The 23,830-nt window shown below is 44.9% G+C and carries 16 protein-coding genes and 5 tRNA genes; 14 read left to right on the top strand and 7 right to left on the bottom strand.

The genetic code is table 11. From position 1 onward, the window contains the following. The first annotated feature begins 643 nt into the window (after nucleotides 1–643). Entirely contained in the window at nucleotides 644–3,445 is a 2,802-nt protein-coding gene (polA, locus tag RH86_RS13970) for a DNA polymerase I (protein WP_005595557.1), read from the top strand. 636 nt (nucleotides 3,446–4,081) lie between these two features. Here polA and yihA read toward each other — a convergent pair. Beyond that, entirely contained in the window at nucleotides 4,082–4,747 is a 666-nt protein-coding gene (yihA, locus tag RH86_RS13965) for a ribosome biogenesis GTP-binding protein YihA/YsxC (protein ID WP_005595553.1), read from the bottom strand. A 148-nt stretch (nucleotides 4,748–4,895) separates the two neighbouring features. On the opposite strand from yihA, the gene RH86_RS13960 reads away from it, so the two are divergent. From RH86_RS13960 to hemN, 5 genes are all read left to right on the top strand, one after another. Then, nucleotides 4,896–5,513: a c-type cytochrome gene (locus RH86_RS13960; RefSeq protein ID WP_009386777.1), complete on the top strand. Its 618-nt coding sequence runs from the start codon at nucleotides 4,896–4,898 to the stop codon at nucleotides 5,511–5,513. Between the two features lie 809 nt (nucleotides 5,514–6,322). Next, nucleotides 6,323–6,961 carry a class I SAM-dependent methyltransferase gene (locus RH86_RS13950; protein ID WP_009386776.1) on the top strand — a complete coding sequence of 213 codons (639 nt, stop codon included), beginning with the start codon at nucleotides 6,323–6,325 and terminating at the stop codon, nucleotides 6,959–6,961. Beyond that, nucleotides 6,961–7,521 carry a Der GTPase-activating protein YihI gene (yihI, locus tag RH86_RS13945; RefSeq protein WP_005595546.1) on the top strand — a complete coding sequence of 187 codons (561 nt, stop codon included), beginning with the start codon at nucleotides 6,961–6,963 and terminating at the stop codon, nucleotides 7,519–7,521. The genes RH86_RS13950 and yihI overlap by 1 nt, the downstream gene beginning before the upstream one ends. 8 nt (nucleotides 7,522–7,529) lie before the next feature. Beyond that, a complete protein-coding gene (locus tag RH86_RS13940) occupies nucleotides 7,530–8,018 on the top strand; it encodes a DUF2489 domain-containing protein (protein WP_009386775.1) in 489 nt (162 codons plus the stop codon). A gap of 188 nt (nucleotides 8,019–8,206) precedes the next feature. Then, nucleotides 8,207–9,595, top strand: coding sequence for an oxygen-independent coproporphyrinogen III oxidase (gene hemN / locus RH86_RS13935; protein ID WP_009386774.1), 1,389 nt, complete (start codon nucleotides 8,207–8,209; stop codon nucleotides 9,593–9,595). A 52-nt stretch (nucleotides 9,596–9,647) separates the two neighbouring features. Here the strand turns inward: hemN and ilvY are convergent, their stop codons facing one another. Then, the gene (gene ilvY / locus RH86_RS13930; RefSeq protein ID WP_009386773.1) at nucleotides 9,648–10,538 is read right to left on the bottom strand and encodes an HTH-type transcriptional activator IlvY; all 891 of its coding nucleotides are present in this window, start codon (nucleotides 10,536–10,538) and stop codon (nucleotides 9,648–9,650) included. A 145-nt stretch (nucleotides 10,539–10,683) separates the two neighbouring features. On the opposite strand from ilvY, the gene ilvC reads away from it, so the two are divergent. Beyond that, nucleotides 10,684–12,168, top strand: coding sequence for a ketol-acid reductoisomerase (ilvC, locus tag RH86_RS13925; RefSeq protein ID WP_005595540.1), 1,485 nt, complete (start codon nucleotides 10,684–10,686; stop codon nucleotides 12,166–12,168). A gap of 253 nt (nucleotides 12,169–12,421) precedes the next feature. On the opposite strand, the gene ubiK is transcribed toward ilvC, so the two are convergent. From ubiK to RH86_RS13905, 4 genes are all read right to left on the bottom strand, one after another. Next, the gene (ubiK, locus tag RH86_RS13920; RefSeq protein WP_005595538.1) at nucleotides 12,422–12,673 is read right to left on the bottom strand and encodes a ubiquinone biosynthesis accessory factor UbiK; all 252 of its coding nucleotides are present in this window, start codon (nucleotides 12,671–12,673) and stop codon (nucleotides 12,422–12,424) included. Between the two features lie 163 nt (nucleotides 12,674–12,836). Then, nucleotides 12,837–15,962, bottom strand: a complete 3,126-nt coding sequence (locus RH86_RS13915) for a multidrug efflux RND transporter permease subunit (protein ID WP_009386772.1) — start codon at nucleotides 15,960–15,962, stop codon at nucleotides 12,837–12,839. 11 nt (nucleotides 15,963–15,973) lie between these two features. After that, nucleotides 15,974–17,080: an efflux RND transporter periplasmic adaptor subunit gene (locus RH86_RS13910; protein WP_009386770.1), complete on the bottom strand. Its 1,107-nt coding sequence runs from the start codon at nucleotides 17,078–17,080 to the stop codon at nucleotides 15,974–15,976. Between the two features lie 18 nt (nucleotides 17,081–17,098). After that, entirely contained in the window at nucleotides 17,099–17,680 is a 582-nt protein-coding gene (locus RH86_RS13905; protein ID WP_005595535.1) for a TetR/AcrR family transcriptional regulator, read from the bottom strand. Between the two features lie 213 nt (nucleotides 17,681–17,893). Between RH86_RS13905 and rep the strand changes: the two genes are divergently transcribed. Further along, nucleotides 17,894–19,912 carry a DNA helicase Rep gene (gene rep / locus RH86_RS13900; protein WP_009386768.1) on the top strand — a complete coding sequence of 673 codons (2,019 nt, stop codon included), beginning with the start codon at nucleotides 17,894–17,896 and terminating at the stop codon, nucleotides 19,910–19,912. Nucleotides 19,913–20,040: 128 nt separating this feature from the next. On the opposite strand, the gene RH86_RS13895 is transcribed toward rep, so the two are convergent. Beyond that, a complete protein-coding gene (locus RH86_RS13895; protein ID WP_005595533.1) occupies nucleotides 20,041–20,454 on the bottom strand; it encodes a c-type cytochrome in 414 nt (137 codons plus the stop codon). 289 nt (nucleotides 20,455–20,743) lie between these two features. Between RH86_RS13895 and RH86_RS13890 the strand changes: the two genes are divergently transcribed. From RH86_RS13890 to RH86_RS13865, 6 genes are all read left to right on the top strand, one after another. Next, a tRNA-Arg gene (locus RH86_RS13890) sits at nucleotides 20,744–20,820 on the top strand. A 34-nt stretch (nucleotides 20,821–20,854) separates the two neighbouring features. Further along, nucleotides 20,855–20,930, top strand: a tRNA-His gene (locus RH86_RS13885). A gap of 55 nt (nucleotides 20,931–20,985) precedes the next feature. Next, nucleotides 20,986–21,062: transfer RNA gene (locus RH86_RS13880), tRNA-Pro, on the top strand. A gap of 44 nt (nucleotides 21,063–21,106) precedes the next feature. Further along, nucleotides 21,107–21,182: transfer RNA gene (locus tag RH86_RS13875), tRNA-His, on the top strand. Nucleotides 21,183–21,235: 53 nt separating this feature from the next. Next, a tRNA-Pro gene (locus RH86_RS13870) sits at nucleotides 21,236–21,312 on the top strand. 754 nt (nucleotides 21,313–22,066) lie between these two features. Continuing rightward, entirely contained in the window at nucleotides 22,067–23,809 is a 1,743-nt protein-coding gene (locus RH86_RS13865; protein WP_005594520.1) for a dipeptide ABC transporter ATP-binding protein, read from the top strand. Nucleotides 23,810–23,830: the final 21 nt, after the last annotated feature.

Below are 23,830 nucleotides of genomic sequence, written 5' to 3'. Positions count from 1 at the left end.
TGCAACACAGGCGTGATCTGAATAGTTAAAATAAATGAGACTTTTTCTCATTTAGATGTTGACTATGTAAATGAGAATCATTATTATCAGTCTCGTCTTAGGGAATGAGGTTGTTCACAAGGATGTTGAGTCACTAGCTTCAAGCAATTGAACTTAGTGGTGACACAGAATTTCATGAACTTGCACAAGTTCTTTATGACACGACATTGCTCACATTGCTTCCAGTGTAATTTATAGCTATATGGCAGAGCCGCATGTTCCACATGAAACGCTTTGACACTTTTTTGCTAGGCGACATCGAAAGATGTCGCTTTTTTTATCGCTGCGATTTGTCCTTGCACAAAAGGGCATCAACACTCTTTTCCACAATTGAAGATCGTTTTTAGATCTCGCTGTAAACGATCGATCCTTCTGTATTTCCTTTTAAAACAAAAGTTTATTTTTGTCCTGGCTAATAAAATGGCAAAAGTAAAAGGCAGTGGATAATTATTATAAACAGAGTTATCCACAGGTGGTTGCTTGGGTTGTTGAGATTCTAAACAAATGTCGTAAGAGACATCACAGAGTTTGCATGGCATCGCTGCCATAGTCGTGGCATTCTAAGCAGATCTTATTTTGCATTTTCTTTGGAAACTAAAAGACTATGGCTCGTATCCCAGATAACCCGTTAATTCTGATCGACGGTTCTTCCTATCTATACCGTGCATTCCATGCTTACCCAGGCACCATGAGTAATGGTGATATTCCAACCAATGCGGTTTATGGCGTGGTAAACATGCTGCGTAGCATGATGCGTCAATTTGCATCGGATCGTATCGCGGTGATCTTTGATGCGAAAGGAAAAACCTTCCGTGATGATATGTATCCGGAATACAAGGCAAATCGACCTCCGATGCCTGATGATCTTCGCTGTCAGATCGAGCCTCTGCACAATGTTATTCGCGCTATGGGCCTACCATTGATCTCGATCTCGGGCGTCGAAGCGGATGACGTAATCGGCACACTTGCACACCAAGCATCGCAGCAGGGGATCCCTGTTTTGATCAGCACTGGCGATAAAGATATGGCGCAGCTGGTGGATGAAAATGTCACCTTGATCAATACCATGACCAATGTGGTGTTGGATCGTGAAGGCGTGATTGAAAAATTTGGTATTCCACCAGAACTGATCATCGATTACCTCGCACTGATGGGTGATAAAGTGGATAACATTCCTGGTGTTCCGGGGGTGGGTGACAAAACGGCCACGGCTTTGTTGCAAGGCATTGGTAGCATGGAGAAGCTGTATCAGAATCTTGATGATATTGCGCCACTTGGCTTCCGTGGTTCGAAAACCATGGCCAAAAAACTGGAAGACAACAAAGAAAATGCATTGCTCTCTTACCAGCTCGCAACCATCAAGCTTGATGTGGAAATGGAGTTCAAGCCTGAGCAGTTAGTGAAAGAACAACCGAACACTGATGAGTTGATCAAACTGTATGGCCAATTGGTTTTCAAATCATGGCTAAACGAGCTACTTGAAGGTGGCACAGGTGTGGTTGAAGCGATAGAGAAGAGTGGTGCAGCGGTCCCATCAGCACCTTCGGCAAGCGAAAACCAAGTGGAAATTGACCGTTCAGCGATCAGCATTGACCGTAGCCAATATGAGACCATTCTTGATCAAGAGCGCTTTAACCATTGGCTTGAAAAGCTTAAAGCGAGCGACGTGTTTGCTTTTGACACCGAAACTGACAGCTTAGATTACATGGTCGCGAATCTGATTGGTGTCTCTTTTGCTACCGAAGAAGGCGTAGCCGCTTATGTACCAGTGGCGCATGACTATTTAGATGCTCCACAACAGCTTGATCGTGATTGGGTATTAGAGCAATTAAAGCCTCTACTAGAAGATGACAATCAAGCCAAAGTAGGTCAAAACCTCAAGTACGATGCGAGCATCGTTGCTCGTTATGGCATTGAGATGCGTGGCATTAAATTCGATACCATGTTGGCTTCCTACGTATATAACAGCGTGGGCGGTAAGCATGATATGGATAGCTTGGCACTGCGTTTCTTGCAGCATAGCTGCATCTCATTTGAACAAGTGGCAGGTAAGGGCAAGAAACAGCTGACCTTTAACCAAATCGACCTTGAGCAAGCGTCACCTTATGCCGCAGAAGATGCTGATGTGACATTGCGTTTGCACCACCGTTTAAATGAAAGCCTAGCAAAGGATGACAAACTCAACGCGATTTATCATGAAATTGAAATGCCTTTGGTGCCGGTTTTATCCCGCATTGAACGTACTGGCGTTTTGATTGATGACATGAAGTTGTCTGCACAATCGCAGGAAATTGCTGTGCGCTTGGATGAGTTAGAGCAAAAAGCGTATGAACTGGCTGAGCAAGAATTCAATATGAATTCACCAAAGCAGTTGCAAGCTTTGTTGTTTGAAAAAATGGGTCTACCTGTCATTAAGAAAACGCCATCAGGCACACCTTCAACCAATGAAGAAGTGTTGCAGGAATTGGCATTAGACTATCCATTACCAAAATTGATTTTGGAATATCGTGGTTTGGCTAAGCTTAAATCGACTTATACCGACAAGCTGCCAAAAATGATCAACCCAGAGACGGGTCGTGTGCATACCTCTTACCACCAAGCGGTAACCGCGACGGGCCGTCTTTCTTCGACCGATCCAAACCTGCAGAATATTCCAATCCGTAATGAAGAAGGACGTCGTATTCGTCAGGCCTTTATTGCTCCGCATGGTTATAAGATTCTCGCGGTCGACTATTCCCAAATTGAATTGCGTATTATGGCGCACCTTTCAGGTGACAAAGCGTTGCTTGAGGCATTCCGTGAAGGCAAAGATATCCACGCGGCAACCGCGGCAGAGATTATGGGAACCACGATTGATCTTGTTTCATCAGAACAACGTCGACGCGCGAAAGCTGTGAACTTTGGATTGATTTACGGCATGAGTGCGTTTGGTCTGGCTAAGCAACTTGGTATTCCACGCGGCGAAGCGCAAGATTACATGAACAAATATTTCGAGCGTTACCCTGGTGTGATGCAATATATGGAAGACACACGTAGCGCGGCTTCAGAGCAAGGCTATGTGGAAACCATCTTTGGCCGTCGTCTACACCTACCTGAAATTCAGTCACGTAATGGTATGCGTCGTAAAGCAGCCGAACGTGCGGCAATCAACGCACCAATGCAGGGAACTGCTGCGGATATTATTAAAAAAGCAATGTTGCTGGTTGATGAGTGGATTGAAAAAGAAGGCGATGGTCGTGTGAAATTGCTTATGCAAGTGCACGATGAACTCGTATTTGAAGTTCAAGAGACGGCACTGGCCGAAATTGAAACAAAAGTACAAGAATTGATGGAATCGGCGGCCACACTTGCGGTGCCGCTAATTGCTGAAGCAGGTCACGGTGATAACTGGGATCAGGCGCACTAGACAAAAATTAGACAAATTGCCTTAAATAGCATGAGCCAGCGCACAAACGCTGGCTTTTTTTTGATGTTAAAAAAGCCTAGTAGAACAATGCTTTTCTGTTGCTGAATTAAATCAAAATGAAAAAAACTTACAAAAATAGTTTTCATCACTGACCAATTGTTGTACATTAATCGACGTAGGGTACAGAGGTAAGATGTTCTATCTTTCAGACCTTTTGTTTCACGTTATTGGATTAGGCTGATTCAGCCGCCCCAGCCAGTTTTTGGCTGGGGCGTTTTTTATTGTGCCAAGCAAAAATATCCTAATAAAGAATAACTTACCTTCAGAGCAGCGCAATTCCTCTTATTTCCCCTGTAATTCGTGACCAACTTACGATAATTAGACCGTTCTGAAACAAAATATGTCTCTTAGAAGCATTTTGTAATATTTTTCCAGCTTCTTATTGTTATTTCTGTTAGAAAATAAAGCGGTGTATTTAACCGATTTAACGCTTTGGGTACTTTTCTCTTTTCACTCACTAATCAGTCGATATTAAGCGTTATTGTGGTAAATATGGGCTGTGTGACTTTCGGCTAGAGCGGAAAATTGGCATAAAAAAACCTCGCACAGGCGAGGCTTTTAGCAACAGAAAATGGCTTATTCGCCGTCGAAATCTGCGTGATCGTCTTGGTCGATATCTTGCTCAACCAAATGAGCAAATGCAGGTGCAAACCACTCATCCAATTTGTTGCGTAATACATCAACACCGATCCCTTTTAGTGACGAGAAAGCATCTACTTTCACAGTGCCACCAAAACCAATTGCTTCTTCTTGGATTTTCAAAAGTTGTGCTTTACGTGCGCCGCTCTTTAGCTTGTCTGCTTTAGTCAGAAGAACCTGAACTGGAATCCCGCTGTCAACCGCCCAGAAAATCAGTTGTTGGTCCAAATCTTTCATTGGGTGACGAATATCCATTAACACCACCAAGCCTTTTAAGCATTGACGTTGTTGTAGGTATTCACCCAAAGATTTTTGCCATTTTTTCTTCAACTCAAGTGGAACTTGCGCGAAACCGTAGCCCGGTAGATCGACAATGTGGCAACCTTCGGTCACCTTAAAAAGGTTGATCAATTGGGTACGACCAGGTGTTTTACTGGTTTTCGCCAAGCTCTTTTGGTTGGTTAGGCGGTTCAAAGAGCTTGATTTACCCGCGTTGGAGCGTCCGGCGAACGCAATTTCGATTCCCTCATCCTCTGGCAAATGACGAATATCAGGTGCACTTGTGATGAAATGGGTGTTTTGGTAATTAATTTTTACGCTCACTGTTAACTCCATCTCGACTTTGTGTAGTCAATTGATTACTTTTTTGTGAAATTGTGTAAAATAACCGCACTCGGCATAAGATCGCCTATTGTAGCATGAGTGGTTGTGCAGAGTGGTACTGGAAGCTTGATAATTATAATGGAATGTCATGAAGAAATTAGCGCTAATTGTGAGCCTATTAGCCAGCTGCTCCGTGTGGGCCCAAGGCAGCATTGAAGCTGGTAAAGAAAAATCTCAAACTTGTGTTGCCTGCCATGGGGCTGATGGTAACAGTTTACTCGGCATGTATCCGTCATTGGCGGGTCAGCATGAAAAGTATTTAGAGAAGCAGCTGAAAGACCTCAAACTCGGGATGACAAGCGGTGGTAAGCAAGGCCGTTTTGATCCAGTGATGAGTGGCATGGCTCTTCCTTTAAATGAACAAGATATGGCTGATCTTGCTGCTTATTATGCCTCTCTACCTTTGGCACACAGCACCACTCCAGAAAATGTTGTCGCGCAAGGTAAAATTCTTTACACCGCAGGTGATGCCGAGCGTGGATTGACCGCTTGTATTGCTTGTCATGGGCCACGTGGTAACGGTACTGAGTTGTCTGGTTTCCCGAAAATTTCGGGCCAGCAACCTGACTATATTAAAGCTCAGTTGATGAAATTCCGCGACGGTACGCGTGAAAATGATATGAACGCCATGATGCGTGATATCGCGCAGAAATTAACCGATGAAGATATCGATACACTTTCGAACTATATGGGTGGCTTACATTAAACCGATGTAGTTCCTTATCTGTTGTATTCAACAGTTCGACATCAAAAAGCTGCGACTCGGTTGCGGCTTTTTTTGTCCCTCTCTTTTACTACTCGCCTTCATTTTCAATAATCGTGCTTATTGGTCATACACTTTAGTCATGGATGAATTGCACTTAAAGTGTGACTCGAGTCACTAAGCCAGATCACGAACCAACGGCCATCTTGCTCATTGCGGTGTAAGAGATTCGCTATAGTGTGGCAAGCCAAAATGGCATCGAAAAAGTAAATTAAAATAAAATCATTAACTTATCGTTCTGGTGAATAAGTGAGCATATTTTTTTTGTTTGATGGGTTGTGCTGAGAGAGAGCTGAAGTAAAGTAATCATATTCACAGGGCGTGAGTTAGGAACAAAAGACTAGGATGGTCTCCACGGATGCAAGCAATGAATGCTTGGTAGTGAATAAGGATATTGGGTAGGTAGGATACCTGCTCAAATAAGGATGGTTGACTCGTCTAATGGTTTAGACAGGGAAACGGATCAGGCGCAGGATTAGCCCAGTAACAGGATGTTGAAAAGGAAAGCCAAAACTCATCAGGATGATGGCAAACAACACCTTTTGGCATGGAAAGCACTAAGAACAAATGGAATTTTGGAGTACAACTTTTTGTACGACTCAGTTTTGCCCTTGTGGCATTTAGAAAGCGATAGGCCATCTATCGCTTTTTTTATCTCTATTTTTTACCAATTTGACGATAAATTGCACAATAGTACTCCACTCTAAGCCGAGTTTCTGGTATGTTTCGCATCCCCGTTTGAGGATGTAAAGATGCACCATTGTCCGCTTTGTCAAAGCAATCACACTCATCACTACTTTGAAGACAAACACCGCCAGTACCTCGAATGCTCGAACTGTGCACTGGTCTTTGTTAACCCAGAGCAGCGATTGGATGCTAAAGCTGAAAAAGCGCACTATGATCTGCACGAAAACAACCCTAGTGACATGGGTTATCGCCGCTTTTTATCACGCATGGCTGATCCGATTTGCCAACGTGTGGCACCTCAATCTCACGGGTTAGATTTTGGTTGTGGGCCAGGACCAACACTTTCGATAATGTTGGAAGAGCTGGGCCATACCATGAAGTTATACGATATTTACTATCACCCAGAACGCTCGGTGTTAGAGCAACAGTATGACTTCGTGACTGCCACCGAAGTGATTGAGCACTTATATGAGCCAGCTCAAGTGTGGCAGCAATGGTTGAATTTAGTTAAGCCCGGTGGCTGGCTTGGTATTATGACCAAGATGGTTATCGATGTAGAAGCGTTTGCCCATTGGCATTATAAAAACGATCTCACCCATGCGATCTTTTTTAGCCAAGCAACGTTTGAATACTTGGCAGAGCGGGATAAGCTCGAACTTGAATTTGTAGGAAATGATGTAATTTTACTGAGGAAAGCCCAGTAATGAGTCGTAGTAAAAAATCTAGATCAGGCGGCGCAGCTGCTGATGTTATCGTTGTTCGTAACCGCACCCAATCGGATGTTGAAGGTCGCGAGCGCAAAAGAGATAAAAAGCGTAAAGGCCTAAAAACCGGTACGCGTAATTCTGAAGCAAAACAGAATAAAGATCAGAAAGCAGCGCAGCAGCGTGATCCTCGCTTAGGCAGCAAGAAGAAAATTCCTCTTATCGTTGCAGAAGTGAAAAAACCAACCAAAGCAGAGCGTCGCGTTAGCGCAGCGCAAGAGCTGGAAATGTTGGAAAATGATGCTCAGTTACTGGTATTGCTTGATCGTATCGAAGATGGTGAGAACCTAGGTTCAGGTCTACAGAAATACGTAGATGAAAAGCTAAACCGTATCGAAGTACTGATGAAGCAATTGGGTCTTTACGAAGAAGACATCGCTGACGATGTTGAAGAAGAGACACCTGCGCCAGCAACGAAGAAAACAGCGAAAAAATCAAACTCAGATGACGATCTTCTGTCTGAATTTGAATCGTTCGATTTCGATCAATTTAAAGGATAACAGTCAGTATGAACGTAACCTTATTAGCCTTTGTCGGTGGAATTATTATTCTTGGCTTAGCGTCTTACGCAGGTTACCTTCTGCTCCAACTGAAGAAGCAAAAGGAATTGCAGCTTAAACATCAAAAGCTAGCGATTGAAAAACGTAACGCGAATATCTTTGAAAACGTCAACACACTTTGTTTGGCCGGGATTCAAGGACAATGTGATTTGTCAGAAATCAGCATTCGCGTTTACTGCATTATGGATTACGTTCAAGGCGATGACCGTGTGGATTTCGATACGAAGTTTCCGGCTACCGCTGAGCTATACCATATCGTGAAGGACATGGCGCGTGGTGAAGATCGCCAAGCGCTGCCAAAACAACAGCGTATGCAACAGAATTTGGCCCGTCAAAAAGCAGAATCTCGCCTGCAAGATGCGATTGTTGATGAATTAAAACTGCTGCAACAAACCGTTCAGCCGCTCAACAATCAAATCAATATTCAAATGCTTTAAGCCCCAACGGTAGTTCAACCGGACGATATTGCCTCGATCGCTTACACTTACTAGTGAGTGATCGAGCTAGCAGTTCTGAGTTTTGCTACTCAAAAAACGGTTTGCTTTAGTTTCTACTTTTTGGGGCTATGGCAAAATAGGCCGTTCACATAACCATGACCTTTCAGTCACAAAGTGGAAATATCACCATGTCGCAGCAAGTAGTCGCAAGCCAACAAATTGTGTGGGATCAAACCGTTCTAGATAAGTACAATTACTCTGGGCCGCGTTACACATCTTACCCAACCGCATTAGAGTTTCATGAAGCTTTTACGGTGGCAGATTATGACATGGCATGTGCGGCATACCCTGAACGACCACTCTCGCTTTATATCCATATTCCGTTTTGCCACAAGCTTTGTTACTACTGTGGTTGTAACAAGGTCATTACGCGTCATGCGCACAAAGCGGATGAATATTTGGATGTGTTAGAGGCTGAAATCCGCACTCGCGCTAGCTTGCTACAAGGTCGCCGAGTGACGCAATTACATTTTGGTGGCGGTACTCCAACCTTCTTATCAAAAGCACAAATTAGTCGTGTGATGGCGATCTTACGTGGTGAATTTGATTTTGAGCCTACCGCAGAAATCAGCATCGAAGTTGATCCGCGCGAAATTGAGCTTGATGTACTAGACCACTTACGTGGTGAAGGTTTTAACCGCCTCAGTATTGGCGTGCAAGATTTCAATAAAGAAGTACAGAAGTTGGTTAACCGTGAGCAAGATGAAGATTTTATTATCGCCATGGTTCAGCGCGCCAAAGAGCTTGGCTTCCGTTCGACCAACCTTGATTTGATCTACGGCTTACCAAAGCAGACCAAAGATTCTTTTGCTGAAACCTTAAAGCAAGTGCTGGAAATGCAACCGGGTCGTCTATCGGTGTTTAACTACGCGCACATGCCGCAATTGTTCGCAGCGCAGCGTAAGATTAAAGATGAAGATCTGCCACAAGCATCTGAAAAGATGAATATCTTGCAAGACACCATTGCGACACTGACTGGTGCTGGTTACCAATTTATTGGTATGGACCACTTTGCTTTACCAGAAGATGAACTGGCTGTAGCTCAGCGTGAAGGCATTTTGCATCGTAACTTCCAAGGCTACACTACCCAAGGTGAGTGTGACTTAGTCGGTTTTGGTGTTTCGGCTATTTCAATGATTGGTGATGCATACGCGCAAAACCAGAAAGAGTTGAAAAAGTACTACGCACAAGTGAATGAACAGCGCCACGCATTGTGGAAAGGCGTATCACTGGATAATGACGATTTGATTCGTCGTGAAGTGATTAAGCAGCTGATTTGTAACTTTAAGCTCGATAAAGTCTTCATCAAAAAAGAATTTAAACTCGATTTTAACCGTTACTTTGCTCAAGACTTGGAGCTGCTGCAAACCTTCATCAATGATGAACTGGTGGAAGTGGATGAGAGTGAAATTCGCGTCACATTACGTGGTCGTTTGTTGATTCGTAACATCTGTATGTGTTTCGATAAATACTTACGTGACCGTGCTCGCCAGCAGCAATTTTCTCGTGTGATTTAAGCGAAGAGTTAAGCCAATTTTAAAAGCCACGCTATTGCGTGGCTTTGTGGTTTTAAGGGGTAATGAATTTATCTTGCGCGACTTTCCATAACGCTTTGATGAGCGGATTGTCTAGTTGCGAACGTTTGCAGCACACACCCAGTTCAAATGGAGCAATTGAAGCTACCTTTAAGCGCTCGATCTTATCTCTTACCGGACTGTTATTGATCACCACATCTGGCGCAATACCCACACCACACCCTAATGCCACCATACTGACAATCGCTTCATGACCGGACACTTGAGCGTAGATGTTCGGTTTGATTTTCATCGCTTTAAACCATGTATTGGCGCGTTCACGAGCGGTGCCAGCTTCAGGGACGATAAACGGGATATCACTCCAATTTGGCCTTTCTTGTTGCAGCTCTTGGGCAAAATGGCTCACCCCAGATGGTGCAATCACGGACAGTGGGATTTCACTGATGATCTCAAATTCCACCCGTGACGGCAGTTGGCTAGGCATCGCAGAAATTGCAATGTCTGCGTCATCATTAAGTACCTTGTCGATCGCTTGCGCAGGGTCGCCCGTTGAGAGTTTGAATTCAATAAAAGGGTGCTGAAGGCGAAATTCAGAGAGGAGTTCTGGCAGATGACTGTAGCTGGCGGTGACCGAGCAAAACAGACGGATTTCGCCTTTTAGTTCTTGGTTTTGGTCAACAAATTGCACCTGATAGTTCTGCCATTCTGCGAGAATATTGAGTGCTACAGGTAACAATTTTTTGCCGGAGGGGGTTAATTCCACGCTGCGATTATCGCGTAAAAACAGCGCTTGGCCAGATTCTGCTTCCAGCTTTTGAATTTGGCGACTGAGCGCAGAAGGGCTAATGTGCATCGCTGAAGCCGTCTTGGCAAAGTTTTTACTTTCACATAAGTGAATGAAAAGCTGCAGACTCTTAATGTTCATTTTAGTTACGTCCATGTTGCATAACTTGCAATTACTAATTGTGAATATATCACTTTAAGCAATTTAATGTCTGCTTTAGTATCAGGTTATTCGGTAAACAAAATTGCCGACCAAACGGACATTATTCTTAAAGGAGAGCCCTACAATGGCTAACTATTTCAATACCCTAAACTTGCGTGAGCAACTAGACCAACTAGGTCGTTGTCGTTTTATGGACCGTTCAGAGTTTGCAACAGAAGCAGATTTTCTGAAGGGTAAAAAAGTAGTCATTGTTGGTTGTGGCGCACAAGGTCTTAACCAAGGTCTTAACATGCGTGACTCAGGCCTAGATGTGGCATATGCACTTCGCCAAGCAGCGATTGATGAGCAGCGTCAGTCTTATAAAAATGCCAAAGAGAACGGCTTTGAAGTGGCTAGTTACGAAACGCTAATCCCTCAAGCAGACCTAGTGGTGAACCTGACCCCAGATAAGCAACACACCAATGTTGTTGAAACCGTAATGCCATTGATGAAACAAGGTGCTGCACTGGGTTACTCACACGGCTTCAACATCGTTGAAGAAGGTATGCAAATCCGTGACGACCTAACGGTTGTGATGGTTGCGCCTAAGTGTCCAGGTACGGAAGTTCGTGAAGAATACAAACGCGGTTTTGGTGTACCAACGCTTATCGCTGTTCACCCTGAGAACGATCCAAAAGGTGAAGGTTGGGACATCGCTAAAGCATGGGCTGCGGCAACTGGTGGCCATCGCGCAGGTTGCCTAGAGTCTTCATTCGTTGCAGAAGTGAAGTCAGACCTAATGGGTGAGCAAACTATCCTTTGTGGCATGCTACAAGCGGGTTCAATCGTTTGTTACGAGAAGATGGTTGCGGAAGGTATCGATCCAGCATACGCCGGTAAACTGCTGCAATTTGGTTGGGAAACGGTCACTGAAGCACTGAAATTCGGTGGCATCACACACATGATGGACCGTCTATCAAACCCTGCAAAAATCAAAGCGTTTGAGCTTTCAGAAGAGCTGAAAGATCTGATGCGTCCGCTATACAACAAGCACATGGATGACATCATTGAAGGTGAGTTCTCTCGCACCATGATGGCTGACTGGGCAAACGATGATGTGAACCTACTAGGTTGGCGTGCAGAGACCGGTGAAACGGCGTTTGAAAACTACCCAGAATCAAACATCCAAATCTCAGAGCAAGAGTACTTCGACAACGGCATCCTAATGGTAGCGATGGTACGTGCTGGGGTTGAGCTAGCATTTGAAGCGATGACAGCATCAGGCATCATCGATGAGTCTGCGTACTACGAATCACTACACGAACTGCCGTTAATCGCCAACACGGTTGCGCGTAAGCGTCTATACGAAATGAACGTGGTTATTTCAGACACAGCAGAATATGGTAACTACCTGTTTGCTAACGTTGCAACGCCGTTACTACGCGAGAAATTCATGCCATCAGTGGGTATTGATGTCATCGGCAAAGGCCTAGGTGAAGAATCAAACCAAGTTGATAACCAGCAACTGATTGAAGTGAATGATGCGATTCGCAACCACCCAGTAGAATACATTGGTGAAGAGCTTCGTGGTTACATGACAGATATGAAGCACATCGCGGTAGGCGGCTAATTTATTGTGCTAGGGGATAACTCTGATGCGCTGATTTAGTTTTGTAAACGGCGCGTCTTCTCTTTAGGAACTGGAGCCTTATCCCTGCGTTCTTGATTTGAATCGAAGGCGCAAAAATAAAGATAAAAACAGCATCAACAAAAAAGGCTTGTTCCGAATGGACCAAGCCTTTTTAATTTCTCGCTTCTCGCTTCTCGCTTCTCGCTTCTCGCTTCTCGCTTCTCGCTTCTCGCTTCTCGCTTCTCGCTTCTCGCTATTTATCCGCTAACTTTGCTTCTAGATCAGACAGTTTCTTTTCCATTTCAGTTAGCTTTTGACGAGTACGTAGTAGCACTTGAGTTTGCACGTCGAACTCTTCGCGGCTAACGACGTCGAGTTTGTTAAGTTGGCCTTGGATTACTTGGCGTACTTTTTGGTCAACATCTGAGCCAAGGTCTTTTACTGGCTGAGGCATTGAATCATGAATTTGTTTCGCGATTTGCTCTAATTTCTTTGGGTCAAACATGGTGTGAACACTCCTGTATCTTTGGATTCATTCTATGTAATTGATACGCGAAAGTCGCCATTTTGATGCAAAAAATCGACTCTTTACTCATTGGTAGTCTGGTTTCTTTTTGTACTAATGAAAAAAAGGCCACCGAGGTGGCCTTTATAGAGAGGTATAAATCTTAACTTGGTTTATTCGCTCGTTCACGGTGAACAGCTTTCGCTTCATCCACTCGTGCCAGTTTTTCTAAGTCTTTATCTTCAACAAACACAGGTAGTGGTTTGTGTTGCTCTGCTAAGTAACTATAAATCACTGGCAGTACAAACAGCGTGAATAGTGTACCAATCGCTAGACCAGATACGATAACAATACCAATACTAAAGCGCTGTGCAGCACCTGCACCCGATGCATAGAGCAGTGGGATCAGGCCGGCGATCATCGCGGCGGTGGTCATCAGAATTGGGCGAAGACGTACTTTCGCCGCTTCTTTCACCGCGTCAATGCGTGAAAGCTTGTTATGTAACTGTTCTTCTTTGGCCACTTCACAAATCAAGATACCGTGTTTGGTGATCAGGCCCACCAAGGTAATCAAACCAACTTGCGAGTAGATGTTCATCGTCGCCGTCCCCCAAGCCAAGGCTATCAGGGCGCCACAAATAGCCAGTGGTACGGATACCATGATGACCAGTGGGTCACGAATCGATTCGAACTGAATAGCCAGAACAAGGAAGATAATTGCCAATGCCAAGCCAAAGGTGGCGTATAGAGCGCTCCCTTCGGTGACGAACTGGCGTGATTCACCCATATAGTCGTGGTTATAGCCGGTAGGTAAGCTGCTTTGCGCGACATCTTCAAACCACTTCACCGCATCACCCATTGCCACACCCGGCGCAGGGACCGCACCGACAGTTGCTGAGTTGAGTTGGTTAAAGTGAGGTAGAGCACGAGGTGCGGCTACCACATCAATGTTGATTAAGCTGCCAAGTGGAATCGATTCACCACTGGCGGTTCTGACGTAGTAGTTATCCATTGATTCAGGGTTTAAGCGCCATTTACGCTCTACCTGAGGGATTACTTCGTATGAACGGCCGTTGAGGTCGATACGGTTTACATAACCATCGGCCATCATGGTACTTAAGGTAATACCGATATCTTGCATCGTTACGCCATACGCACCTGCTTTATCTTTATCGATGCTGATTTTCATTGTGGCAGAGCCATAGTTCAAATCAAGATCAGAATAGACAAACATTGGGCTCTTCATCACTTGTGTCAGGATATCGCTGGCGATAGTGAACAAGCTTTCAAAGCTATTTGGCGTCGTAATAACGAACTGCAACGGTAGACCTGAACCAGCCCCTGGTAGTTCTGGCATCTGGAATGCCGTTACTGCCATGCCTGGTACATTAGCGACTAAATCGCCGACGCGCTTAGTGATTTCAGCTTGGCTGGCGTCACGTTGGCTCCACGGTTTTAGTGTCGCAAGACCAAAGGCTTGGTTGGAGTTTGGTACACCAGTGAAGACCTGAGCGTATTCCACTTCAGGTTGGTCTGACAGAATCTTATTCACGTCATTCATGGTGTTTTGCAAATAGTCTAAGTTGGCATTCGCTGGGCCAGTACCCAGTAACACCACCACGCCTTTATCTTCTGATGGTGCCAGTTCACTTGGGATGAACTTAAACAGGATCGGAAGAGTGGCAAAGACGATTATCGCAAAGGCAATCACCACTGGGCGGTGTTTCATTACCGCGTCAATCATGCTCTCGTATCGATTGGTCATCTTATCGAGGAAGTGATGTACCGTTTGTTCGAACTTGCTTGGCTTGTCGGTGGCTTTCAGCATCTTCGAACACATCATTGGTGATAGTGTTAATGCGATGATACCTGAAACAAAAACCGCACCCGCCAAGGTTAGCGCAAACTCTTTAAATAGCGCACCGGTGATGCCACCCATCAAAGCGATTGGCGCATATACCGCACCCAATGTCAGTGTCATTGCGATAACCGGAACGGCGATTTCACGCGTACCAATAATCGCTGCACGGAATGGGGACTCGCCTTCTTTGATATGACGGTCAACGTTTTCCAATACCACGATGGCGTCATCCACCACCAGACCGATAGCTAAAACCATCGCCAACAGTGTCATCAAGTTCCACGAGAAGCCCATGCCTTGCATTACCATCGCCACACCAATCAGTGAGAGTGGAATGGTGACGATAGGGATCACAACCGCTCGGAATGAACCGAGGAAGATGGTGATCACCACCAATACAATCAAAGCGGCTTCCAAAATAGTTTTGATAACTTCATGAATCGACTCGTTGATGGCAATCGTGGAGTCATACATGACATTCATTTTGATATTGCTAGGCAAGTTACGCTCAAGTTGAGGTAAAAGTGCTCTAACATCAGCAGCAATGTTGATTGGGTTAGCGCTTGGTGCAGCATTGATTGCTGAGACCACGGCCTCTTTGCCATTGGCACTGGCGCGGTAAACGTCGTGACTCTTGTCTAAAGTGACCTTAGCAATGTCACCTAAGCGAATCACGTTACCTTTACCGGTTTTCACCACAAGTGCTTTGAGCTCTTCAACATTAGAAACCTGAGTATCAGCACTGCCGTTATACAACACAAACTCACCAGTGGCTTGGCCCGTAGCGGATTGGTAGTTGTTGGCACTTAGGACGCCCATAACATCGGTTGCAGTGAGATCAAGCGCGCCCATTTTGTATGGGTCAAGCCAAACTCGTAGGGCGTATTTCATCCCACCATACATGTCGACTTTGGATACACCATTGACTGTGAACAGCTGTGGGTTAATCACACGCTCAAGGTAATCGGTGATCTGGCTTGAAGAGAGTTCATCACTGGTAAAACCGATGTAGAGAACCGCCGTTGTCGAACCGGTCGACATACTAACTGTCGGATCTTCCGCTTCTTTCGGTAGTTGTGACCGCACCGAGTTGGTTTTTGCCAGTATGTCTGCCAATGCCGCGTTGGGATCGGTATTGAGCTTCATTGTCACAGTAATCGTTGATTGACCGAGTACCGATTGTGACGTCATGAAATCAATATTGTCGGCCTGTGCAACGGCTTGCTCCAATGGCTGAGTAATAAAGCCTTGGATTAAGTCTGCACTGGCACCGTAGTAACCGGTGGTCACCGTGACCACGGTATTTGTCATTTCAGGGTATTCTCGAACCTGCATCTTGAAGATTGCTTGAAGACCAAGCAAAGCAATCAAGAAACTGATCGATACCGCTAAAACTGGACGTTTAATAAAAACATCAGTAAAGCGCATGAAGCCTCCGGTTACAGCATTGGTGTTTCTTTTGGTGGAGTAAGGGCAGTGTCTTCAACCACACGCACTTTGGCATGATTACTCAGACGAACCTGACCAGAGGTGACGACGACATCACCGGGTTTTACGCCTTCAAGAATATGAGCGATATCTGTTGCACGTTCGCCCACTTTCACCACTTGCTGTGTTACGCGTTTCTCTCCGTCTTCTTCAGTAATAATGTAAACATTATCGCCGTATAAGGTGTAGGTAATCGCGGTTTGCGGCAAGGTCACTTGATCAGCAACGAGTGGTAAAATGATATTGGCACGCGCGAACATGCCGCTACGTAATTTACCATCGCTGTTTGGAATGCTTGCTTGCACTTGAATCAAGCCACTTTGTACTGCAACGGCTGGTTCTATGGCCGTAATTGCGCCTTTGAATGGACGTTCAGGGTAAGCATCAACGAAAATGTCGACTTCTTGGCCTAGATTGATACGAGAGATATCGGTTTGCGGAACGGTGAAACGTAAACGCATCACACTGGTGTCTTCTAAACGGACAATGTCAGTACCAGTTTGCAGATATTGACCAAGATAGACATTACGGATACCCACTTCACCGGCGAAAGGTGCACGGATTTCACGACGATCGATAGAGGCTTTTAAACTTTCGACATCAGCAACAAGAGAGAAGTAGTTTGCACCAGCTTCATCGAGTGCTTCTTTAGAGATGGAACCTTTCTTGAAGAGGCCCTGGTAACGCTTGTATTTGGCTTTTGCCGCAGGAACTTTGGCTTGAGCACTTTTGAGGTTGGCTTGCTCGACTGCAGAATCTAGCTCAACCAGCAGTTGGTCTTGCTCGACTTGGGTACCTGAATCAAAGCTAATGTTATCAATAATACCGCTGGTTTCATTGGCGAGGGTAACGCCCTGATTGGGTTCGATGAAGCCGATCGCCTCGATCACTGGTACCCAATCTACCGATTTAACCGTAATGGCGGTGACGGGGAATTCCGCCTCGGGTCGGTTCGCCATATATTCGGCAATTTTATGCTGCTTGAACAGATTGAAACCTATCACACTACCGAACAGTAGTATCGCAATAAGTAACATGAAGAAAGTCCACTTTTTCATTCTAATTGGAACTCCAAGTTAATGAGTAATTATTGCATCCCAACTGGCTTCGATGACGGCGTCTAATTCGTCATCTTTCAGTTTATAGAATCCCAGCGCGTGTTTTCTCGCAAGGGTGACACTTGATTCAAAGCTCAAAACAAATAGCACTTGATTATCCAATTGCTTAAATATCTTTTGTTTCTTACCTTCAATAAACAAACGCTCTACTTGGTCAAACATTTTGCGCTCAAGTTCCCTAACCTGTTGATCGTCGGTCGCGGGAAGAGATTCATATTGGACTCGGCTACTTAGTGCATCCATCTCACAGGATGCCAGGTTCCAAATGTTTAGCCACATAGTATGGAAGGCCGTTTTTAAGGGCATATCGTCCGTTACGCCGCTTTGAACGGCTGTGGCTATACGTTTGGCTACATGAAGTCGAACTTCATTGAGTAATTGTTCTTTGTCAGAAAAATATCGATAAATGGTACCCGCGGCGACTCCTGCTGCTGTGGCGACTTTTTGCATCGACAGACCATGAAAGCCTGAGTCTGCAATTAGCTTTTCCGCTGCAGCTAAAATTTGTGCGTGTTTATCTAAAGAGATCTTTCTTGACATTTTTCCTATCACTAATGAATGAACGTTCATTCATTATTAGGCCAAAATCGGCCAGTGTTTGCAATATAGTATGGCCCTAAATCTGTAAAAATCTTGTCAATCCAATGATTTTTCTTCGTTTTGAGTGAAATTATTTGGCCTACCATTAATCATGGTAATAACAAGGTTGCACTATTATTATAAGCGGCAATATTTTTTCGAGATGAGACCCTCATGAAGCTGAACCCCGGACAAGATCAAGCGGTAAAGTATGTGTCAGGCCCATGTCTTGTGTTGGCAGGCGCAGGCTCAGGCAAAACTCGTGTTATCACGAACAAAATCGCTTATTTGGTTCAGCAGTGTGGTTACAAGGCGCGTAACATTGCTGCGGTAACCTTTACCAATAAAGCCGCGCGTGAAATGAAAGAGCGCGTTGGGCAAACATTAGGCAAGCAAGAAGCAAAAGGCTTGATGGTTTCCACCTTCCATACCTTAGGTCTTAACATCATCAAGCGTGAACACAAGCACCTGGGCTTAAAAGCGGGCTTTTCGCTGTTTGATGATCAAGACCAGTTGGCACTACTCAAAGAGCTGACCGAAACCCAATTGGATGGTGATAAAGATCTGCTGCGCCAATTGCTCAGCGCGATATCCAACTGGAAGAACGACATGCTCACGCCAGAGCAAGCTAAAGCTTACGCTCAAGGCGAGCAACAGCAGTTGTTTGCTTTTTGTTTTGATATGTACCAGAAACAGATGCGAGCCTACAACGCGCTTGATTTTGATGATTTGATCGCATTGCCGGTATTGTTACTGCGGACCAATGAAGAAGCTCGAACGCGTTGGCAGAATCGAATTCGTTACCTGCTGGTGGATGAATATCAAGATACCAACACCAGCCAGTATGAATTAGTACGTTTGTTAGTCGGCCAGCGTGAGCGTTTGACGGTGGTGGGCGATGATGACCAATCAATTTACTCATGGCGTGGGGCAAAACCGCAAAACTTGGTGTTGTTGGGGCAAGATTACCCGAACTTAAAGCTGATCAAGTTGGAGCAAAATTATCGTTCGACCAACCGAATTCTGCGTTGTGCCAACATTCTGATCGCCAATAACCCGCACGTATACGAGAAATCGTTGTTCTCTGAGCTGCCTGATGGCGAAAAACTCAAAGTGCTACTGGCGAAAAATGAAGATCATGAAGCGGAACGTGTGACTGGTGAGATCATTGCGCATAAGTTCCTTAATCGTACCAACTATCGCGACTATGCGATTTTGTACCGTGGTAATCACCAATCTCGTCTGATTGAAAAGTCGCTGATGCAAAACCGGGTGCCATACAAATTGTCTGGCGGAACGTCGTTTTTTGCTCGTGCGGAAATCAAAGATATCATGGCTTACCTAAAAGTATTGGTGAACCCGGATGATGACAATGCATTCCTACGCATTGTTAACACGCCCAAGCGTGAGATTGGGCCGGTCACTCTAGAGAAGCTCGGCAGTTACGCTAACATGCGTGGTAAAAGCCTATTTGAGGCCAGCTTTGAAATGGGCCTCGAGCAGCATCTTACTGGACGAGGTTTAGAGAATTTACAGCGTTTTACGACCTGGCTGGTGAAGATTGCCGATCAAGCTGAGCGTGGCGATACAGTTGAAGCGGTACGATCATTGGTGCGTGATATCCATTATGAAGATTGGCTGTATGAGACATCTTCAAGCCCGAAAGCGGCAGAAATGCGGATGAAAAACGTCTCGGATCTCTACTCGTGGATTGTGGCTGATTTAGAAGGTGATAATTACGACCAAGAAGAGAAATCTTTAAAAGAGGTGGTTCAACGTCTAACTCTGCGCGATATGATGGAGCGTAATGAAGAAGATGAAGACAGTGATGCAGTGCAATTGATGACGCTACACGCTTCGAAAGGTTTGGAGTTCCCTTACGTCTATCTGCTCGGTTCGGAAGAGGGTATCTTGCCACACCAAACCAGTATTGATGAAGATAACGTCGAAGAAGAGCGTCGCTTGATGTATGTGGGGATCACTCGTGCACAGAAAGAGCTGACCTTTACCATGTGCCGTGAACGTCGCCAATATGGTGAGTTACTGAAACCAACACAAAGCCGCTTTTTAGATGAATTGCCATTTGATGATGTGGAGTGGGAACAGACTAAGAAGCCGGTTACCCAAGAAGAACGTATGGCGAAAGGGCAGGCGCACATTGCCAATTTAAGATCGATGTTTAATAAAAAGTAATGAAGTTAAATTGATTCGCCTAAATCTCGATTAAAGGTAGCGACTGCAAATCAGTACGATTAAAAACACAAAAGGCTTGGTTTCGACCAAGCCTTTTTCACGTGCATCATTTAACGCAGTAGCCGTTTTTATAGGCCATCAGTCATGTGTTTGATGGCTGCGATGATTTCTTCATCAGAACAATCCATACATGCCCCTTTGGCTGGCATCGCATTGAAGCCATTAATCGCGTGGTCATTTAGCACCGCTTCGCCTTGAGCAATGCGGGGTGCCCAATCTGCGGCATCACCAATCTTAGGTGCGCCGCTGACGCCTGTGGCATGACAAGCAATACAGAAGGTGCCATAAACACTCGCGCCATCACGAGGACCGGTTGGTTCCGCGACAACAGGTTCACTGCCCGCTAAATAAACATTACCAACAGGTTTGATCCTTTCTGCTATCGCATCGTATTCTTCTTGGTTCACACTTGCTGCAAAGGCGGCGCCAGAAAAGGCGACGGCAGCGATTAAGGTGGTTAAGATTTTTCGAGACATATCCATTAAACTCACTGTACATTCCTGAGGGTAAGTTCAAGCTTACCTTTTATTAGTGTGTAAATTGACGAACAGCAAGTAAAGCTGTTAAATCAATGTAAACATTAGGTGATTATATCCCGATAAGTTGTTGCAATAAACAATAACTTCCCAGCGACAGGGGGTACATCACACGCAGGATTGGTTTTTAATTAGTCTATGTTGCTGAAAAAGGCGTCAAACGGTAAAAAAAGTTGAAAAAGTACTAGACGCAATAGTGTGATATCCGTATTATTCCTCTCCGCCGATAGGGCATGCGCCCGTAGCTCAGCTGGATAGAGCGTTGGCCTCCGGAGCCAAAGGTCGAAGGTTCGAATCCTTTCGGGCGCACCATGTGCCTCGGAAGTATTATCGGTAAAAAACAGTGGTGGCTATAGCTCAGTTGGTAGAGTCCCGGATTGTGATTCCGGTTGTCGCGAGTTCAAGCCTCGTTAGCCACCCCATTATTCAGGTAGCATTTGCTCCCTTTCTTGATGAAAATCGAGAAGAAACTTAAGTCGGTGAATAGCGCAGCTTGGTAGCGCATCTGGTTTGGGACCAGAGGGTCGGGGGTTCGAATCCCTCTTCACCGACCACTATTTAGTTTATTGCTTAGATGGCATTAAACACACAAATTGTGGTGGCTATAGCTCAGTTGGTAGAGTCCCGGATTGTGATTCCGGTTGTCGCGAGTTCAAGCCTCGTTAGCCACCCCATTATATAGGTAGCTTTGCTTCCTTTCTTGATGAAAGTTAAGATAAAACCTTGTCGGTGAATAGCGCAGCTTGGTAGCGCATCTGGTTTGGGACCAGAGGGTCGGGGGTTCGAATCCCTCTTCACCGACCACTATACGAAGCCCTAGTCGAAAGACTAGGGCTTTTTTGCATCTGTGCTTTAGCTATATTTCTTTATTCATATTGTCTACGTAGCCGCTAGTTATACAAATCGTCATGGTTAGCAATGACTAATCGCTTACCCTTTTCTTTATTCTCCTCATCGATACCTTTATCTGCTCTTTACTGGGTTTTTATCACATTACTGTCTCAGCTAGCCCGCTCTTAGCTTTATTTCACTCGTTATATTACTCACCTTCATGCTTTAAGCCATGCGGCAAAATAGATGGTTTTCACCTGATTATTTTTGGGTGGTAAAAATAGAATTAAAGATTGAGTCGTGCTTATTGTGTGAAGTTAATCACTGGTTGTGTGGTTTCTGGTTGGTTCTAAATATTACTGATTCATCTTAATGGTAGTGTTATGTGTTTTTTTTGTTAATGACGCTTAATTCACTAAATTGATTGATTATGCGCAGGGATTTAACGGTAATTTAGATAATAATCACTAGGTGGCCAGTGATAGCAGTAAATGTTGGCGCTTGCTTATCAGTTTTTCTTATCAATAATTGTATTTTTATGCATTGTTGTGTTTATTAGTTGCTTAAAATATGCGCAAAACTAAATTTTTCCACTGTAAATGTTGCTTTCGTGTGAATTATTTGCCAAATTGAACAGCTAATATTGGCCAGAACGATATTCTGGTAAATGAATGGATTCAGTTTTTCAGACAGGGCAGAAAGCTGTCAAAGCAGTAGAGGTCTGGTAATGTCACTTTTAGAAGTAAGAAACCTGCGTATCGAATACCCATCGCGTCATGGTGTTCATGCTGCGGTTAAATCACTGTCGTTTAATATCGAACGTGGTGAGATCGTTGGCGTAGTCGGTGAGTCGGGGGCCGGTAAATCAACCGTAGGCAATGCAGTTATCGATCTACTTAGCCCTCCGGGCACGATCGCAGACGGTGAAGTGTTCTTAGAAGGCGAAAAAATATCGGGATTAACTCCGCAGCAAATGCGTCGAGTTCGTGGTTCAAAAATCGGTTTCATCTTCCAAGATCCGATGACATCACTTAACCCGTTATTTACCGTTGAACAGCAAATCAAAGAAACGATTCATGCCAACATGAAGGTTTCGGATGAGGAAGCGTATCAGCGCGCACTTAATTTAATGAACCAAGTCGGTATTCCACAACCAGAGAATCGTCTTAAACAGTATCCACACCAATTTTCTGGTGGCATGCGTCAGCGTGTTGTCATTGCGATCGCCCTTGCTGGCGAACCTGACCTTATCATTGCTGATGAGCCAACCACCGCATTGGATGTTTCTATCCAAGATCAAATTCTGACGCTTATTCGTGATTTATGCATCAAGAACAATGTCGGTTGTATGTTGGTTACTCACGACATGGGCGTGGTCTCTAATGTGACCGATCGTGTCGCAGTCATGTATCGAGGCGATCTAGTTGAATTTGGTCCAACCGCGAAAGTCTTAGGCGATCCCGATCACTCCTATACTCGCAGTTTGATTTCTGCCGTACCACGTTCAGACATGAAACTAGAGCGTTTTCCTCTGGTGAGCTATATCGAACAAGCTTCCGAGCTAAAGCCACTGGATATTAAAAATCACTGGTTAGGTCAAAGCCAAGATCAGCGTGACTATAGCGGTGCTCTGTTGGAAGTGGAAAACGTCAATCTTCGCTTTATTACTAAAGACTCTCTATTTGAAAGTCGTCGTGAATATGTACAAGCTTCGAATAACGTCAGCTTCGAAGTAAAAGAGGGTGAGACGTTCGGTTTGGTTGGGGAATCTGGTTCTGGTAAGTCGACCATTGCTCGTGTGATCGCCGGTCTTTATGCACCTAATTCAGGACGCGTTACGTTTGAAGGTATTGACCTGACTTCACTGCGTTCAGAGAAAGAACGTCGTCCGATCCGTCGTCAAATGCAGATGGTTTTCCAAAATCCATATACTTCGATGAATCCGCGCATGAAAGTGTTCGATATTATCGCTGAGCCGATCCGTTTTCATAAACTCACGCGCAATGAAACAGAAACGCGACAGATCGTTAACGATCTTTTGGATCACGTTGGTTTGGGCGTTATGGCTGGGGTGAAGTACCCACATGAGTTTTCTGGTGGTCAGCGCCAGCGTATTTCTATCGCTCGTGCATTGGCAACACGTCCACGCTTGCTGATTTGTGATGAGCCGACCTCGGCATTGGATGTATCAGTGCAGGCGCAAATTCTTAACCTGCTGAAAGATTTACAGAGTGAGCTCAACCTCACCATGCTGTTTATCAGTCACGACTTGCCCGTCATTCGTCAAATGTGCGATCGCGTGGGTGTAATGCAAATGGGGACGCTATTGGAGGTGGCTCCAACTGAGCAATTGTTCACTCAGCCTCAGCATGCTTACAGCAAACAATTGATTTCATTAATGCCGGAATTTACTGGCTTAAGAGAAGAAGTAGAAGCGGCACAAGCCGTGGATAGCAAAGTCACCGCTTAGCTATCAAATCCAAATAGATGC

It is taken from the genome of Vibrio sp. N418, assembly GCF_000222565.1.
GTDB classification, from domain to species: Bacteria; Pseudomonadota; Gammaproteobacteria; order Enterobacterales; family Vibrionaceae; genus Vibrio; species Vibrio scophthalmi.
Note: the sequence above shows the minus strand (reverse complement) of the source record. Positions and strands in the feature narration are given on the sequence as shown.

Coding starts and splice junctions, on each gene's coding strand:
- RH86_RS13910 (WP_009386770.1), bottom strand. CDS start 17,080: ATGAAAAAGTGGACTTTCTTCATGTTACTTATTGCGATACTACTGTTC.
- RH86_RS13865 (WP_005594520.1), top strand. CDS start 22,067: ATGTCACTTTTAGAAGTAAGAAACCTGCGTATCGAATACCCATCGCGT.
- RH86_RS13940 (WP_009386775.1), top strand. CDS start 7,530: ATGAACGTAACCTTATTAGCCTTTGTCGGTGGAATTATTATTCTTGGC.
- polA (WP_005595557.1), top strand. CDS start 644: ATGGCTCGTATCCCAGATAACCCGTTAATTCTGATCGACGGTTCTTCC.
- RH86_RS13960 (WP_009386777.1), top strand. CDS start 4,896: ATGAAGAAATTAGCGCTAATTGTGAGCCTATTAGCCAGCTGCTCCGTG.
- ubiK (WP_005595538.1), bottom strand. CDS start 12,673: ATGTTTGACCCAAAGAAATTAGAGCAAATCGCGAAACAAATTCATGAT.
- rep (WP_009386768.1), top strand. CDS start 17,894: ATGAAGCTGAACCCCGGACAAGATCAAGCGGTAAAGTATGTGTCAGGC.
- ilvY (WP_009386773.1), bottom strand. CDS start 10,538: ATGAACATTAAGAGTCTGCAGCTTTTCATTCACTTATGTGAAAGTAAA.
- RH86_RS13905 (WP_005595535.1), bottom strand. CDS start 17,680: ATGTCAAGAAAGATCTCTTTAGATAAACACGCACAAATTTTAGCTGCA.
- RH86_RS13950 (WP_009386776.1), top strand. CDS start 6,323: ATGCACCATTGTCCGCTTTGTCAAAGCAATCACACTCATCACTACTTT.
- yihI (WP_005595546.1), top strand. CDS start 6,961: ATGAGTCGTAGTAAAAAATCTAGATCAGGCGGCGCAGCTGCTGATGTT.
- ilvC (WP_005595540.1), top strand. CDS start 10,684: ATGGCTAACTATTTCAATACCCTAAACTTGCGTGAGCAACTAGACCAA.
- RH86_RS13895 (WP_005595533.1), bottom strand. CDS start 20,454: ATGGATATGTCTCGAAAAATCTTAACCACCTTAATCGCTGCCGTCGCC.
- hemN (WP_009386774.1), top strand. CDS start 8,207: ATGTCGCAGCAAGTAGTCGCAAGCCAACAAATTGTGTGGGATCAAACC.
- RH86_RS13915 (WP_009386772.1), bottom strand. CDS start 15,962: ATGCGCTTTACTGATGTTTTTATTAAACGTCCAGTTTTAGCGGTATCG.